The following is a 16,058-nucleotide window of genomic DNA, read 5'->3' on the forward strand; positions in this document are numbered from 1 at the left end:
GGGAGGTTCAGGGGGTGGTGTCGGCGTCGAGACCGACCATGCCGGTGCGGAAGACGTCCGACGCGATGTCGGTGACGAACTGCTTCTGCGCCGCCGGGTTGCTGACGAAGCGCCAGTCGTTGCTGATCGGGATGCCGTCGACGACCTGGGTGGCGATGTTGTTGTTCCACAGGAACCCGACGATGCGCGGGTCCGCCGCGAACGCCGACAGGGTGTTGTGGATGAAGTCCGTCTTGAGCCCCGCCTCGTCGGTGGTGCCGTCGGTCTCGATGGCGCCGACCTCGCAGAAGAAGATGGGCTTGCTCGTCGTCGCCTTGAGCGCGGTGACCGTCTTGGCGAAGCTGGCGTCGTACGTCGACCCGGTGGTGGCCCGCCGCAGGTAGACCGAGGCGCCCACCCAGTCGACGTACTGGTCGCCCGGGTAGTCGTCGGCCATCGCGGTGATCCCGTTGGTGGGGCTGGGCTTGAGGTTGTCGACGCGGCTCGGCGACCAGATCCACACGACGTTGTCGTTGGCGCCGACCGACTGGAAGACCTGCCACACGTGGATCCAGGCCTGCTTGAACTTGTCGGGCGAGTTGTTGAAGTCCTTGCGGCCCGCCGACCACGGGTACCAGCCGCCGTTCATCTCGTGGCCGAAGCGGATGCCGACCTGGAGGTTGGTCCGGACGACGTCGCCGGCGAACTTGCGCAGGTAGTCGTCGTTCGCGCCGGAGATGATGGTCGAGAGGCTGTAGTGGTTGCCGCTCTGGCCGTTGTCCGTGGGCATCCACGTCATGACCGGCAGGGCGCCGCGCCGCCACGCGTTGGTGACGAGGTCGCCCCGGAAGGTGTCGTCGAAGGACTCGTACCAGCCGACCGAGCTCGGCGCCTTGCCGGCGGCGGCCTCGACGGTGTCGAACATCGTCGTGTCACCCGGCAGCCCGTCCTGGGAGAAGCCGAAGTACTTCGTCGTCGAGCCGACGATGGTGGCCTTGGTCTGCGCCGACGCCTTCGGGGCGACGTACTGCCCGACGGGGATCGAGGCGGCGCGGTTGGGGTCGACCGGCAGGTCGCTGCAGGCCAGGCCGTCGGCGTCGTACGGCCCCGGCAGGCCGTCGAGACCGTAGGGGTCGGACAGGTTGGCGACGTAGACCGCCTGCGCGTCCTGCTGCCAGTCGAACTGCCAGCACTTGGTCTTGGCCGGCGGCGCCGTCGTCGTCGGCGAGCTCGGCGTGCCGCCCGTCGGGCTCGTCGTGCCGGCCGGGTCGCTCGGGGTCGGCGTCCCCGTCGTGTTCGGCGTCGCGGGACCCGGCGCCGGCACCGGCACGGTGCGCGTGAACACCGTGCTCGGCGTGCGGACGGTCACCGTGTAGCCCGCTCCGCGCGCGAAGAACGCGGAGGACGACAGCGGTGCGCGCAGCGCCGACACCGACGAGGCCGTGCCGCCTGTGCGGGTGCCGGTGGTCCTGCGGCCGGAGGAGGTCGAGACCGACGGGGCGTACGGCGCCCCGTACCGCGACCGCACCACGGACCCGGTGACGGAGCCGGTCGACACCGGTCGCGGCTCGGACGCGGCGGACGGCACCGACAGGTTGCGCTGCACCTCCTGGCGCAGCGGCGAGGCGACGGGCGAGAGGTAGAGCCCGGCCGAGATCGACGTGAGGGCCAGCACCAGCAGCGACAGGTTGAGCTTGCTCACCCGGACGATGCCGTCGGGCGGCGTGACCGCCGGCGTCACCGCCGGCGGCGTCGTCGACGCCACGGGCGCGGTGGTCTGGTCAGCGGACGTGGATGTCATAGAGGACTCCGAGGGGGACGAGGGCGGTCACGAGGAGGTAGGGGATCAGTCCGCGCGGGTCACCGCTGACCAGCGCGGGGAGGGGCCGCGACCGGGTGGGACCCCCGGCCGGGACGGTGGAGGGGGTGGCGGCGTCGCCGGCCTGGTCGGCGCTGTACGCCGCCGCCCGGGTGCCCCAGCCGCCGACGTGCCCGAGGCGCAGGAAGCCGTAGGCGCGGATGGGCATGAGGAAGGCGGTGGAGAACAGGACGTAGGCGGGCAGCCACAGCAGGTCGCGCGGACGCTCCTCGATGTGGCGCAGCTGGCGGATCGTCATGCCCAGCGCCGAGAGCAGCATGGTGATGGCGACGATGCCGGGCAGCATCCACGGCCGGCCGGAGGCGTTGAGCAGACCGGCGTACAGGTTGACGTCCGAGCCGTTCCACCACCGGATGCACCAGGCGACGAGGATCGTCGCGAGGAGCATCGGCATGACGATGTCGCTGACGAAGAAGAAGGCCAGCACGGGCGTGTGCCGCAGCATCCACGGCAGCATCCGCAGGGTGTTGTACTGGCTGCCGCGCGACCACCGCAGCTGCTGCTTGAGCAGCTTGCGGATCTGCAGGGGGGCGTCGGTGTAGCACAGGCTCGTGGACTGGTAGACGGTGCGGAACCCCTTCTTGAGCGTGAGGTTCGTCAGGGTCCGGTCGTCGGAGACCTCGAGGAAGACGCCGAGGAAACGCTGGTTCATGAAGTCGTCCATGACGTCGACGAGGATCGAGCGGCGGAAGGCGATCGTGCGCCCCGGCAGGCAGCCGACCGACCCGAGCACGCTCTGGGCCGGCATCGAGTACTGCGCGCGGGTGTTCTCCATCCAGTCCGCCCAGCGGGTGTAGAACGAGCGCTCCGGCTCGAGGATCCGTTGGCGCGTGGTGACCCCGCCGATCGCCTTGTCCGCGAAGGGCTTGACCAGCTCAGGGAGCGTCCCCGGCGTCCACACGGTGTCGCTGTCGACGAGCAGGACGATCTCGCCGGAGCAGCGCTCGACGCCGACCTTGACCGCGTTGCGCTTGCCCGCGATCGGCGTCCAGGTCCACTGCACGTGCGGCGCGAACTCCTCGCAGACCCGCTCGAGGTCGGGGTTGCGGGGACCGTTGATGACGACGACGGTCTCGGTCGGCCCCTGCTCGACGATGCGGCGCAGGACGTCGCGGAAGAGGTCGAGCGGCTCGTCCACGACGGGGATGACGACGCTCGTCGTGCACGAGTACGGCGCCCGCCACGGCCGGTAGCGCGCGGCGAGACCGACCTTGGCGAGCCACACGACCCAGGTGAGGGCGACGTAGAAGATGAACAGGTAGAGGTGGCCGTGCTCCGTGAGGGCATGGCGCAGCTGCAGGAGGGCGATGAACACGGCGATCAGGCTCCGGTCGTGGTGAGGACGGGGGCGAGCACCGGCGCGAGCCACCGGCTGAAGGGCACGGTCAGGTGCGACTCGTTGCGGTAGACCAGGACGTTGCCGACGACCGCCGGGCAGCGGGTCGCCGTGCACAGCCACGGTGCCGGGTCGAGCACCGGCACGGAGGCCGTGGCCAACGCGGGCGCCAGGGCGGCGTGCCGGTCGGGGTAGCGGTAGGCGGCCGACCGGTCGTAGGTGCACGGCCGCACGTCGTCCAGGTGCGTCGCGACGCAGCCCGGCAGGTCGGTCCCCGGGGTCGGGATGTCCTGCACGTAGGCGACCCTCGGCGCCCCGGCGGAGCGCAGCGCCCGCACCGTCGCGACCGTCGCGGCCGAGAAGGCCTGCGGCACCACGCTGCTCGAGGCGACGTTCTCGCTCTGGCTCACGACGACGAGCGCCGGGTGCAGGGCGCCGATCCGCGCCACGGTGGCGTCGCGCCAGGTGTCGCACTCGGTGTAGCTGCGCCCGAGCGAGGGGTTGTCGACGGTGAGCCGCGCCGCCGGGCACGCGGCCTTGGTCCAGCTGACGACCTGCCAGTGCTGGGCCTTGCCGAGCTGGTCGAGCGCGGGCAGCCACTGCTCGGCGTGCGAGTCGCCGAAGAGGACGAGCGTGCGGGCGGCGGTGAGGTCGCCGTACCGGCAGTCGCCCTGGCTGACCGCGGTGAAGCCGGCGTGGCAGCCGTTGCGCGAGGTCGGCGGGAGCGAGTCGGCGGCGTCCTGCGGCAGGGGCGTGAGGTTCGAGGGGACCTGGACGGTCCCCACGGCCGCGGCGACGGTCCGCGCGACGGCCTGCTCGGCGGCGCTGGTGGCCGCGCTCGCGGCCGGCCCCGTGCCCGCCACCGCCGGGGCGACGGTGACCGCGGCCGCGCCCGGGGCGTCGACGGAGGCGAGGACCGCGGCGGCACCGGTCCCGGTGGTGACCGGGCCGAGGACCATGACCAGGGCGGAGCAGGCGGTGACGACGCCGCCCAGGGTCGCGCCCGTCCCGATCCAGCCCCAGGTCGGCCAGTGCAGGAGGCGCACCGGCTGCTCGACCCACGTGAAGGAGGCGATGGCGAGGACCAGCGAGACCCACACGACCGCGAGCCGCTCACCGACGCCGAGGGCGTGCCCGAGGGCGTACGGCGCCACGACGAGCAGCGGCCAGTGCCAGAGGTACCACGAGTAGGAGACCCGCCCGAGGCACTGCACGAGCGGCTCGCCGAGCAGCCGCTCGGCCCCGACCCGCGGGCCGCAGCCGGACGCCACGACGAGCGCCGCCCCGCCGACGGGCAGCCAGGCGGCCACACCGGGGAAGGGGGTCGCGTCGGTGAACCGCACGGCGGCGACCGCGATCGCGGCCAGCCCCAGCCAGGCGGCGAGACCGGCGAGCCGGCGCGGGAGCGCGACGAGCCGCGGCGCGGCGAGGGCGAGCAGCGCGCCGACGCCGAGCTCCCAGGCGCGGGTGTGCAGCGAGAAGTAGGCCCACGGCGCGTTGGCCGGCGTGAGGGTCGCCGACGCCCAGCCCGACGCGGCGACGACGCCGACGACGAGCAGGGCCAGGACGAGGCGCAGGTGCCGGCGCCGGGTGGCCACCGCCACGACGGCGATGACGAGCGGCCAGACGACGTAGAACTGCTCCTCGACCGCCAGCGACCAGAAGTGCTGCAGCGGGCTGGCCGCCGCCCCCATGTGCTGGTAGTCCGTGCCGACCCACGCGAGGCGGTAGTTCAACCCCGAGAACGCGGTGAAGAGCGCGTCGGTCGCGACGTCGCGGACCTTGAGCGGCGGCCCGACGAAGCGGAACGCCACCGTCGTCGCGAGGACGACGACGACCGCGGCCGGCAGCAGCCGGCGCACGCGGTGCCCGTAGAAGGTCGGCAGCGCGCGCAGCCCGCCCCGGCCGACGCTCTTCAGCAGCTGGCGCGTGATGAGGAAGCCGGAGATGACGAGGAAGACGTCGACGCCGACGTACCCACCGGGCAGGGCGAGCCCCGCGTGGTAGACGACGACCGCGACGACGGCGAGCGCGCGCAGGCCCTCGATGTCGGGGCGGAAGTCGCGGTCGGCCGGCCGCCGGCGAGCGGCGAGCACGCGGCGGGCGCGGCGGGCGCGTCCGGTGGTGAGGGGGGCGGGGGAGCGACCGGCTCGGCGGTGCCCGACCAGCCCCGCGGGCGCGGGGGAGCGCACGAGGGTGCTGACGGAGGACACGACGGAGGGGGTCGGCGAGGTGGCGGTCATGGGAGGAGGGGGCTCCTGGGCCGGGGCGTGGGGTGACCTCCGCGCGGGGAGGCGGAGGGTGTCGGGAGCGGCGCCGATGCCGTCGGCCGCGACATGTCCACTTTGTCGGTTCGGGACGGATCGCCACCACCCGCAAAACGTTGTCTTTCGGTCAAGAAACGGCATGTTAAGCGGATATTTCCTGAACCGACCCACTTGCTCTCCGGTGCAGGACGCCTCCCCCGAGGTGGGTCGTCCCCCTCAGGTCCGGCGCCAGGCGTCCCCCGGGGGCGCCGGCGACGGCTGCGGGTCGGCCGCGGTGAGGGGCCGCGCCGACCGGGCCATCCGGGTCACGTCGGCGCCGCGGCGCAGCCCCGTCGGCAGCGCCTCGCGGGCGACCTCGCGCGCCAGCGCCGCGACGTCGAGCGGCGCGCCGCCCACCCGCGTCGCGGCGAGCACGACGTTGCCGAAGCGTCGTCCCTTGAGCACCTCGCCGGTCGCGAGGAGCACCGGCGCCCCGTACGACGCCCCCTCCGCGCCCGCCGTCGCGACCGTCGCGACCGTCGCGACCGTCGCGACGACCCGCGAGACCCACCGCAGCCCGGGCTCGTCGGTGAGGTTCATCAACAGGGTCCCGCCGGGTCGCAGCACCCGGGCCACGTCGGCGAGGTACTCCCGGGTCACGAGCCCGGCGGGGACCCGGCCACCGGCGAACGCGTCGACGACGACGGCGTCCGCGCTCGCGTCGCGCAGCGCCGCGGTGCCGGGCTCACCGGCGACCGGCCGCACGCGGATCCGGTGCCGACGCGGCAGCGGCAGCTCGCGCCGGACCAGCTCGGTGAGGGCGCTGTCGGGCTCGAGGACGACCTGCGGCGAGCCCGGCCGCGTCGCCTCGACCCAGCGGGCCAGCGTCATCGCGGCGCCGCCGACGTGGGTGACGGCGAGCGGCGCGGGCGGCGGCGGGGTCAGCGTGCGCAGGACGAGCGCGAGGTGGGCGACGTACTCGAAGGCGAGCAGGTGCGGGTCGCCCGGGTGGACGTGCGACTGCGGGGCGCCGTCGACGAGGACGGTCACGCCACCGCGGTCGTCGGGCACGAGCCGGACCCGGTCCCCGGCCACCTCGTCCCGCCGCCGGCCACCGCCTGTCACCGGCTCAGCCTAGGGTCGGACCATGACCACCCTGCGCGTCGGCGTCACCGTCCTGCCGGAGCTGCGCTGGCGCGAGGCCGAGCCGCGCTGGCGCGCCGTCGAGGACCTCGGCTTCGACCACGGCTGGACCTACGACCACCTCGTCTGGGGCGGCCTGCCGCAGTCGCCCTGGTACGGCACCACCCCCACGCTCGCCGCCGCCGCGCTCGTCACGAGCCGGATCGGGCTGGGCACCTTCGTCACGAGCCCGAACTTCCGGCACCCGGTGACGCTGCACCGCGACGTGCAGTCCCTCGACGACCTCTCGGGCGGCCGCTTCGTCCTCGCCGTCGGCGCCGGGGCCACCGACGTCGACGCCCGCATCCTCGGCCTGCCCGCGCTGTCGGCGCGCGAGCGCGCCGACCGGTTCCACGAGTTCGTGCGCCTGGCCAAGCGGCTGCGCGACGAGGACCACGTCAGCCAGGAGGGCCGCTGGTTCTCGGCCGACGACGCGCGCACCCTCCCGCGCGTCGAGCACGTGCCGATCGTCGTCGCCGCCGGTGGCCCCCGCGGCATCGACCTCGCCGCCGAGGTCGCCGACGGCTGGATGACGCTCGGCCGCCGCACCGACGACCTCGAGCAGTGGTACGACGGCCTGCGCGAGGAGGGCGGTCGGCTCGACGACCGCCTGGCCGCCCACGGCCGCGACGCGGCGAGCGTCGCCCGCTACGTCAACCTCGACTCCTCGCCGCGCTTCAGCCTCGAGTCGGTCGACCTGTTCGAGGAGATGGCCGGCCGCGTCGCCGACCTCGGCTTCACCGACGCCATCACGCACTGGCCCCGGGCCGAGTCGCCGTACGCCGGCGCGCAGGCCACCCTCGAGGCGGTCGCCGCCGACGTGCTGCCCCGGCTGCGCGGCTGATGCCGCCGCGTCGTCGTACCGACCCCGCCGCCGGCCGCTCCGCCCTCGAGGCGGTCCGGGCCGCGGGCGGCGACCCGTCGGGTCTGGACCGCGCCACGGTCGGGGCCGCGGTGCGCTACACCCTCGAGGAGTTCGCGGTCCGCCACCCCGGCCGCTCGGTCGAGCTGCGGGTGCCGCCGTACGGCGCCGTGCAGGGCATCGAGGGCCCCACGCACAAGCGCGGCACCCCGCCCAACGTCTTCGAGACCGACGCGGCGACCTGGCTGGCCCTGGCCACCGGGACGCTGGCCTGGGACGAGGCGCTGGGCTCCGGCGCCGTCCGGGCCAGCGGCCTGCGGGCCGACCTCGCGCCGTACCTGCCCCTCGGTGCGCTGTGAGCGCGACCTACCCTGGACCCATGCCCCGTCGCTCACCCGCCTTCCTGCGCTGGATCGGCACCGGCGCGGTCGTCGGCTTCCTCGTCGGCCTCGTCATGGCGGTCGTCTCGGCTGACGCCGCCAACTACGGTCTCGGCTCGCAGGTGGCCTACCTCGGGGTGATGTTCGCCTTCCTCGGCGCGCTGCTCGGGGCGCTCGTCGCCGTCCTCGTCGACCGCCGCGCCTGACCCGCCCACGCCTCGGGCGGCGGCGGTGGGCGGCCAGGTCGCTGTGCGAGACTGAGGCACGTGGCTCGCGGAGACGGACGACTCTCGCACGACCTCGACTCCCTCCAGGGGGGTGACAAGGGCCCGCAGGACGCCTGCGGCGTGTTCGGCGTCTGGGCCCCCGGGGAGGATGTCGCCAAGCTGACGTACTTCGGGCTCTACGCGCTGCAGCACCGCGGCCAGGAGTCCGCGGGCATCGCCACCGGCGACGGCAGCAAGATCCTCGTCTACAAGGACATGGGGCTGGTCAGCCAGGTCTTCGACGAGACCGCCCTGTCCTCGCTGCGCGGGCACCTGGCCATCGGCCACACCCGCTACTCCACGACCGGCGGCTCGACGTGGGAGAACGCCCAGCCGACCCTCGGGGGCGGCGGTGACAGCACCGTCGCGCTCGCCCACAACGGCAACCTCATCAACACCGTCGAGCTGCGCGACCTCGTCACCGAGCGCCTCGGCGCCGGCGCCTCGCGACGCGGTGAGCTCGGCCGCGGCAACACCAGCGACACCGCCCTCGTCACGACGCTGCTCGCCGCCGACCCGGACCGCAGCCTCGAGGCCACCGCGCTCGAGGTCCTCCCGCTGCTGCGCGGTGCGTTCTGCTTCGTCTTCATGGACGAGAACACGCTGTACGCCGCCCGCGACCCGTACGGCGTGCGCCCCCTCGCCCTCGGACGGCTCGAGCGCGGCTGGGTGGTCGCCTCCGAGACGGCCGCGCTGCAGACCATCGGGGCCAGCGTCGTGCGCGAGATCGAGCCCGGCGAGCTCGTCGTCATCGACGAGAACGGGCTGCGCTCGCACCGCTTCGCCGAGGCCCAGCCCAAGGGCTGCGTCTTCGAGTACGTCTACCTCGCCCGGCCCGACGCGGTCATCCGCGGCAAGGTCGTCCACGAGGCGCGCGTGGAGATGGGGCGGCAGCTGGCCCGCGAGCACCCCGTCGAGGCCGACCTCGTCATCGGGGTGCCGGAGTCGGGCGTGCCCGCCGCGGTGGGGTACTCGCAGGAGTCGGGGATCCCCTTCGGGCAGGGCTTCGTCAAGAACGCCTACGTCGGGCGGACCTTCATCCAGCCCTCGCAGACGCTGCGGCAGCTGGGGATCCGGCTCAAGCTCAACGCCCTCGAGCACACGATCCGTGGCAAGCGGCTCGTCGTCGTCGACGACTCGATCGTGCGCGGCAACACCCAGCGCGCTCAGGTGCGGATGCTGCGCGAGGCGGGCGCCGCCGAGATCCACGTGCGGATCTCCAGCCCGCCCATCACCTGGCCGTGCTTCTACGGCATCGACTTCGCGACCCGGGCCGAGCTCATCGCCACCGGGCTCGGCGTCGAGGAGATCCGCGCGTCGATCGGCGCCGACTCGCTCGGCTTCATCTCCGAGGAGGGGATGACGGGCGCGACCGAGCAGCCGCCGAGCCAGCTGTGCACGGCGTGCTTCACCGGCCGCTACCCGATCGAGCTGCCCGAGGACGGGCGGATCGGCAAGCACGTCCTCGAGACGCTGCCGATCTCGGTCCGCACCGGCCACGACGCGGCCCTCGACCTCGGGGTCGACGAGCGGACCGAGCGCGACGCCGAGGGCGTCCCCCTCGGGCTCGGCGGCGGGGCCGCCGACGCGCTGCTGCGCCCCTGACGACGCCCTCGTGCGCCGGATCGGCGTACGGTGCCTCCCGGCCCGTGGCACACTGGCGGCCAAGACCTACTTGAACGGTAGGAATTGACAGGGGATGCAGGAGGACACGGTGGCCGGGGCGGACGTTCACAGCGACACGCAGGGGTACGACGCAGCGGGTCACCCGGGTCCGGCCCGGGTCGCCGTCGTCGGCGCGGGACCGGCCGGCACGCTCGTCGCCGCGGCCCTGGCCCGGCTCGGCGCGCTCCCGACCGGCCTCGAGGTGCTGCTCGTCGACGACGACGCCGGCGACGGCCGCGGGACGGCGTTCTCCACCTCGTGCCCGGACCACCTGCTCAACGTGCGGGCCCGCGACCTGTCGGCCCGGCCGGAGGTCGCCGGCGACTTCGTCGACTGGGTCCGCGCGCACCGCGACCCGGCCGCCGGACCCGACGACTTCCTCCCGCGCGGGTGGTTCGGCGACTATCTCGCCGCCCTGCAGTCGCAGCTGCTCGCGCCCGACGCCACCGACGCCACCGACGCCATCGACGCCACCGGCGTGACCGTCCGCCGGGTGCCGGCCGGCGCGCTGGCGGTCGACGAGTCCGGTGAGGGGGCCGAGCGCCGCACGGCGCTGGTGCTGCGCTCGGGGGAGCGGCTGCCCGTCGACGCCGTCGTGCTCGCCGTCGGGACGGAGCGGCCCGGCCTGGACTGGGTGCCGCCGACCCTGCTCGCCTCCGACCGGCTCGTCGCCGACCCCTGGCGCCCGGGAGCGCTCGACCGACCGGCGGGCGCGCCTCCGGGTACCGTCCTCGTCGTCGGCACCGGGCTGACGATGGCCGACATCGCCCTCACCGTCGCCGCCGACGGCGACCGCGTCGTCGCCCTGTCGCGGCGCGGCCGCCTCCCCCTGCCGCACAGCGCGCAGCGCCGCGCCCCGCGCCCGTCGACCGCGCTCACCGCCGCCATCGGCGACCAGGTCGCGCTGCCGGCGGAGCGCGTGGAGCGGCTCGTGCGCGAGCACCTGCTCGCCGGCGCCCGCGGCGGCGACTGGCGACCCGCGATGGACGGCTTGCGCCCGCTCACCGCCCTGCTGTGGCAGCGGGTGCCCGAGGACGAGCGCCGCGCCCTGCTGCGCGACGGGATCCCCGCGTGGGAGGTGCGCCGGCACCGGATGCCCCCGGCCACCGCCGCGGCCCTGGCCCGGCTGCGCCGCGAGGGCCGGCTGGAGGTGCGCCGCGGCGAGGTCGCCGACGTCGAGCCGCTGCCCGACGGCCGGCTGCTCGTCGCGCTCGCCGACGGCGGGCGCGTCGTCGTCGACCGGGTCGTCAACGCCACGGGGCCCGAGCGCGAGGTCTCCCGCAGCCGCAACCCCGTCGTCGTCGACCTGCTCGCCTCGGGCCTGGGCACCGCCGGACCGCTCGGCATGGGGCTGGCGACCGACCCCGGTGGCCGGCTGCTGGGGCGTCGTACGGCCCCGGCGGTGTGGGCGGTCGGCGCGCTGCGCCGCGGTGAGCTGTGGGAGACCACGGCCGTCCCCGAGCTGCGGGCACAGGCCGTCTCGGTCGCCGCCCAGGTCGTCGCCCGGCTGCGCACCCGCCCGACCGCCACGGGTCCCGCGAGCCGGCCGCAGGTCCCCCGTCGGGACCGTCCGTCGCGCCCGCTCGACCGGCACGGCAACCCCCTGACGACGACAGCCGAGGCCGCGGCAGCGTTCGACCGCGGCCTGCTGCGGGTGCTGCGCGTCCAGTCCGGCGCCGAGGAGGCCTTCGCCGAGGCGGTCCGCCTCGACGGGGGGTTCGCGCTCGGGCACGCCGCGCTGGCCCTGGTCACCCACGAGCTCGGGTCGACGGGGGACCCGGCGGAGGCGCTCGCCACCGCCCGGGCCACGCTCGACCACCGGGCGACCGACCGCGAGCGCAGCCTCGTCGACGTCGTCACCCGCCGCCTGCACGGCACGCGCCTCGACGGCGACCGCGCGCTGCGGGCCCACGTCGACGCCTTCCCGCGCGACGGGCTCGCGGTGAGCGTCGCCGTCCCGACCATCGCCTTCTCCGGCGTCACCGACCTGCAGCACGAGGCGTGGGCGCTCGTCGAGTCGCTGCGCCCGGCCTGGGGGGACGACTGGTTCTTCACCGGGCTGCTCGCCTTCGTGCGCCAGGAGCAGGGCCGGTACGACGAAGCCGACCGCCTGTCCGCCCGTTCCCTCGCGCGGGAGCCGGGCGCCGGTCACGCCGTGCACGCCCGCACCCACGTGTTCTACGAGACCGGCGCGCACGCCGAGGGTCTGCGGTGGCTCGACGGCTGGATCCGCGGGGGCGGGCACGAGGCCTCGCACCGGGCGCACTTCGCCTGGCACGCGGCCCTGCACGAGCTCGCCCTCGGCTCCGTCGAGGACCTGCGGCGCCGCTACGAGGCCCAGCTCGCCCCGCCGATGGTGTCCGGCGTGCGGGCCCTCGTCGACTCGGCGTCGCTGCTGTGGCGGTGTCGGGTCACCGGCAGCTGGGACGACGAGCTGCCCGTCCGCGCGGTGCTCGACAGCGTCGACGACCGGCTGCTGGCGCAGCCGACGACGCCGTTCACCGCCCTGCACGCGGCGGTCGCCCTCGCCGCGGCGCGCGACGTCGCGGGGCTGGCCCGGCTGCGGGCCCACGCCGCCGCGCGGCCGCACCCGGTCATGCGCGACGTCGTCGTCGCCCTGTGCGACGCGCTCACCGCGGTCGCCGAGGAGCGCTGGGACGACGCCGTCCGGACCCTGCGGCTGCTCGGGCCGTGGGTGGCCCAGCTGGGCGGCAGCGACGCGCAGCGCGAGGTCGTCGAGGAGACGCTGCTGCTCGCGCTCGTCCGGGCCGGACGGTGCGGCGAGGCGCGCCGGCTGCTCGAGGCCCGGCTCGACCGGCGCCCGTCGCCGATCGACACCCGGCGTCTCGCGGGCGTCCCGGGCTGAGGCCCGGGGGCGCGGCGCCGATACGCTGGCGGGCGTGACTGACGACGCGCCGATCACCTATGCCGCCGCCGGGGTCGACGTGGAGGCGGGTGACAAGGCCGTCGAGCTGATGAAGGCGGCCGTCGCGCGGGCTCAGCGCCCCGAGGTGCTCGGCGGCCTCGGCGGGTTCGCCGGGCTGTTCGACGCGAGCGCGCTGGCCCGGATGAGCCGTCCGGTGCTCGCGACGTCGACCGACGGCATCGGCACCAAGGTCGCCATCGCCCAGGCCCTGGACCGCCACGACACGATCGGGCTCGACCTCGTCGGCATGGTCGTCGACGACATCGTCGTCTGCGGGGCCGAGCCGCTCTTCATGACCGACTACATCGCGACCGGCAGGGTCGTCCCCGAGAGGGTCGCCGCCATCGTGTCCGGCATCGCCGCCGGCTGCGCCCAGGCCGGCTGCGCCCTCGTCGGCGGCGAGACCGCCGAGCACCCCGGGCTGCTCGAGCCGGACGAGTACGACGTCGCCGGCGCCGCGACCGGCGTCGTGGAGCACGCCGACCTGCTCGGGCCCCAGCGGGTCCGCGCCGGGGACGTCGTCGTGGCCCTGGCCAGCAGCGGGCTGCACTCCAACGGCTACTCGCTGGTGCGCCGGGTCGTCGCCGCCGCGGGCTGGGCGCTCGACCGCGACGTGCCGGAGTTCGGCCGCACCCTCGGTGAGGAGCTGCTCACCCCCACCCGGGTGTACGCCGCCGACCTGCTGGCCCTCGTGCGCACGCCCGGCGTCGACGTGCACGCGCTCAGCCACGTCACCGGGGGCGGCCTCGCCGCCAACCTGGCGCGGGTCCTGCCCGGCGGGGTCACCGCCGTCGTCGACCGCGCCACGTGGACCCCGCCCGCCGTGTTCGGGACCGTCGCCGCGCTCGGCCGCGTGCCACGGGCCGACCTCGAGCGCACCCTCAACCAGGGCGTCGGGTTCGTCGCCGTCCTGCCCGCCGAGGACGCCGACGAGAGCCTCGCCGTCCTCCGCTCGCGCGGCATCGACGGGTGGGTCGCCGGCCGCGTCCACGCGGACGAGGACGCGCCGTACGGCGACGCGGTGGAGACCGTCCGCGGCGCCAAGGGCGTCGACGGCGGGTCGGTCCGGATGGTCGGCGAGCACCCGCGGGCCTGACTCCTCCCGTCGTCTCCCCACGTCGTCTCCCCCCGTCGTCGCCTCCCCGGTCACGCTGCACGCTCCCGGACCGCTGCCGGTTCGGTGGCGTACGTGCGTCCTAGGGGCGAGGTCCACGTGCAGATCCCGTCGGTGGTGAGGGCGTAGGTCCACGGTGTGTGGGTCTTGAAGCGGTGGTGGGTGACGCAGAGGCAGGCGAGGTTGTCGACGGTCGTGGGGCCGGTGGGGAACGGGACGACGTGGTCGAGCTGGGTGCGGGCGGCGGGGACGGAGCAGCCGGGGAAGCGGCAGTGGCCGTCGCGGGCGCGTACCGCTCTGGCGACCGCGACGGCGGGTCGGTAGGTCGTCGGGTCGTGGGTCAGGAGGGCGCCGGTCCTCGGGTGGCACCCGTGGAGGCGTACCCGGGTGTCGGGGTCGGCCAGCAGTCTGGCGACCGCCTCGGCGAGGACGAACCCGACCATGGGGTGCTGCACCCCGATCGACCAGCCGATCGACCAGCCGACCGACCAGCCGACCGCCGGATCCGCAGGGGCGGCGGCCCGGGGTGGTCTCGACGACGGCGGCGGGTCCGTTGGTGCGCCGCCGGTCGTCGGGACGAGATGGAGGTCCCGCTCCTGCTCGGCGACCTCCACGAGCGCGGCCAGCCCACGCTCGGCCACCGACCACGTGAGGTCGGGGACCAGACTGAGCGCCGGGCGGCGATCGCCGTGCACGTCGGTTATGGAGGCATCGGCCCCGCGATCGTCTACCACGCCGTCGCCTGCCATGCCGACCGTCTCGGGCCAGGCGTCGAGGGGGACGGTCAGGTCGACCGTCGTCGTGATGGTGGCCCGACCGAGGACGAGCGAGACCAGCGCCTGGGCCCGGGCCGGACCGACGGTGAGGGACGGGTCGGCCCGCAGGTACTCCCCCGCCAGCTCGTCGATGGCCGCCCACACGGACAGCGAGTCCTCGGACGGCAGCGACGCCGACCAGGTGCTCATCCCGGGGTCCAGGCCGGGTCCGACGCGCACGAACGCGTCGCGTCGGGCGCTCTCGGCCCGCCGCTGCTGGGACTCGGGGTCGACGTGGGCCGCGGCCGCGGCGACGCGCTTGCGCAGGGCCGGGACGTCGAGGTCGGTGGGGCCGAGGCGGTACCGCGTCGACACGAGCTCGGGGTGGACGACGGCGTCGTCGTACGCCGGACGGTGCTCACGGGCGACCTCGAAGGCCTGGTGGGCGACGACCCGCGCGCGGGCCAGGTCGAGCCGGCCGGCGCGCACGAGCCCGAGGGTCTGCGGCAGGTCCCGGGCGAGCATGCGGGCGTCGTCGAGCAGCGCGCTCACCGCCCGACGGCCCAGCCGCAGCGCGGGGGCCAGCTCGACGGCGGCGACGTCGTCCCCCTCGGGACCGAGGGCGCACCTGCCTCTCGCGCGCAGGTCGGCCTTGTCCTGCTCCACCTCCTCGACCGTGCGGCGGGCGAAGGCCTCCAGGGCCAGCACCTGGATCGCGTCCAGTGCCGAGGTCGCCCGGCGGACCAGCTCCACGACGGCCAGCGCCTCGTCGACCTCGAGGTCCACCAGGGCGGTGTCCGTCAGCGACTCGAGGTCCGGGACGACACCCAGCGGCGAGCGCAGGCCGTCACCGACCTGCTCCATGGTCCCCCGCCACCCGGTCATCGCCGTCTCCTCGTTCGAACGTGTGTTCGATTCTACGACGAGAGCGTCACGGGGACAAGGGTGATGTCTCAGGACATCGGTGACGGCCCACCGTGAGATCGCCAGACGGGCGCCTGCATCTGTGGGGTCATGAGGAGGCATCGTCGGACACCCGGGGCAGAAGTGTCACCACCTCGCCGCGCGGAAGAGTCGCGACGACATCGGCAACCCCGGGGCGCCCGCTGCCGACGTCGGATCCGCCGGGGGAGGGGCAGGTGCAGGCGGGGGACGACGCCGTGCCCTCAGCTGACGACGGTGTCGCCGTCGACGTTGCCGTCACCAGGGTACCGGTACGTCACGGCAGCAGTGAGTGAACGCGGTGCCGTCCAGCAGGACACCGGTGACGATCCCGCACCAAGATCGGACGCGCTCGGCCTCCGCAGGCGGCGCAGAGCAACCGCGCCGGCGCCCTCGCCGCTCAGCCGTCCCGGGCTGGCGACAGGAAAACCAGCAGGATCGCACCGTGGAGACCACAGCGGGGCAGCAAGGACCCGCTTCACCTGGTACGACGACGTGCGTCACCGACGCGGTCCTGGCGGACCGA

The 16,058-nt window shown here is 75.0% G+C and carries 11 protein-coding genes; 6 read left to right on the forward strand and 5 right to left on the reverse strand.

Annotation, left to right across the window (positions count from 1 at the left end; genetic code table 11):
- Positions 1-7: 7 nt before the first annotated feature.
- The 4 genes from FB458_RS09180 to FB458_RS09195 form a co-directional block, all read right to left on the reverse strand.
- The gene (locus tag FB458_RS09180) at positions 8-1,780 is read right to left on the reverse strand and encodes a glycoside hydrolase family 26 protein (RefSeq protein ID WP_141848232.1); all 1,773 of its coding nucleotides are present in this window, start codon (positions 1,778-1,780) and stop codon (positions 8-10) included.
- Entirely contained in the window at positions 1,761-3,173 is a 1,413-nt protein-coding gene (locus tag FB458_RS09185; protein WP_141848233.1) for a glycosyltransferase family 2 protein, read from the reverse strand. Before FB458_RS09185 ends, FB458_RS09180 begins: the two co-directional genes overlap by 20 nt.
- Positions 3,174-3,178: 5 nt before the next feature.
- Positions 3,179-5,437 carry an acyltransferase family protein gene (locus FB458_RS09190; RefSeq protein ID WP_170185617.1) on the reverse strand — a complete coding sequence of 753 codons (2,259 nt, stop codon included), beginning with the start codon at positions 5,435-5,437 and terminating at the stop codon, positions 3,179-3,181.
- A gap of 240 nt (positions 5,438-5,677) precedes the next feature.
- The gene (locus tag FB458_RS09195) at positions 5,678-6,565 is read right to left on the reverse strand and encodes a spermidine synthase (RefSeq protein WP_246061135.1); all 888 of its coding nucleotides are present in this window, start codon (positions 6,563-6,565) and stop codon (positions 5,678-5,680) included.
- 22 nt (positions 6,566-6,587) lie between these two features.
- Here FB458_RS09195 and FB458_RS09200 point away from each other — a divergent pair, with 22 nt between their 5' ends.
- From FB458_RS09200 to purM, 6 genes are all read left to right on the forward strand, one after another.
- A complete protein-coding gene (locus FB458_RS09200; RefSeq protein ID WP_342778047.1) occupies positions 6,588-7,466 on the forward strand; it encodes an LLM class flavin-dependent oxidoreductase in 879 nt (292 codons plus the stop codon).
- Positions 7,466-7,843 carry a sterol carrier family protein gene (locus FB458_RS09205; protein ID WP_141848235.1) on the forward strand — a complete coding sequence of 126 codons (378 nt, stop codon included), beginning with the start codon at positions 7,466-7,468 and terminating at the stop codon, positions 7,841-7,843. The genes FB458_RS09200 and FB458_RS09205 overlap by 1 nt, the downstream gene beginning before the upstream one ends.
- 20 nt (positions 7,844-7,863) lie before the next feature.
- Positions 7,864-8,070, forward strand: coding sequence for a hypothetical protein (locus FB458_RS21285; protein WP_170185618.1), 207 nt, complete (start codon positions 7,864-7,866; stop codon positions 8,068-8,070).
- Positions 8,071-8,130: 60 nt separating this feature from the next.
- Complete coding sequence (gene purF / locus FB458_RS09215; RefSeq protein ID WP_141848236.1) at positions 8,131-9,735, forward strand: amidophosphoribosyltransferase; 1,605 nt, start codon at positions 8,131-8,133, stop codon at positions 9,733-9,735.
- 109 nt (positions 9,736-9,844) lie between these two features.
- Positions 9,845-12,661, forward strand: a complete 2,817-nt coding sequence (locus FB458_RS09220; RefSeq protein ID WP_211355989.1) for an FAD/NAD(P)-binding protein — start codon at positions 9,845-9,847, stop codon at positions 12,659-12,661.
- Between the two features lie 34 nt (positions 12,662-12,695).
- Complete coding sequence (gene purM, locus FB458_RS09225; RefSeq protein ID WP_141848238.1) at positions 12,696-13,817, forward strand: phosphoribosylformylglycinamidine cyclo-ligase; 1,122 nt, start codon at positions 12,696-12,698, stop codon at positions 13,815-13,817.
- A 50-nt stretch (positions 13,818-13,867) separates the two neighbouring features.
- Here purM and FB458_RS09230 read toward each other — a convergent pair whose 3' ends face one another.
- Positions 13,868-15,475 (reverse strand): HNH endonuclease signature motif containing protein, encoded by a 1,608-nt coding sequence (locus tag FB458_RS09230; protein ID WP_170185619.1) that lies wholly within the window; start codon positions 15,473-15,475, stop codon positions 13,868-13,870.
- Positions 15,476-16,058: the final 583 nt, after the last annotated feature.

The organism is Lapillicoccus jejuensis (assembly GCF_006715055.1).
In the GTDB taxonomy this organism is placed as follows: domain Bacteria; phylum Actinomycetota; class Actinomycetes; order Actinomycetales; family Dermatophilaceae; genus Lapillicoccus; species Lapillicoccus jejuensis.

Bases quoted from the DNA above. Each gene is read 5' to 3' on its own strand.
- FB458_RS09180 (WP_141848232.1), bottom strand. From the start codon at position 1,780: ATGACATCCACGTCCGCTGACCAGACCACCGCGCCCGTGGCGTCGACG.
- FB458_RS09190 (WP_170185617.1), bottom strand. From the start codon at position 5,437: ATGACCGCCACCTCGCCGACCCCCTCCGTCGTGTCCTCCGTCAGCACC.
- FB458_RS09200 (WP_342778047.1), top strand. From the start codon at position 6,588: ATGACCACCCTGCGCGTCGGCGTCACCGTCCTGCCGGAGCTGCGCTGG.
- FB458_RS09205 (WP_141848235.1), top strand. From the start codon at position 7,466: ATGCCGCCGCGTCGTCGTACCGACCCCGCCGCCGGCCGCTCCGCCCTC.
- FB458_RS21285 (WP_170185618.1), top strand. From the start codon at position 7,864: ATGCCCCGTCGCTCACCCGCCTTCCTGCGCTGGATCGGCACCGGCGCG.
- FB458_RS09230 (WP_170185619.1), bottom strand. From the start codon at position 15,475: ATGACCGGGTGGCGGGGGACCATGGAGCAGGTCGGTGACGGCCTGCGC.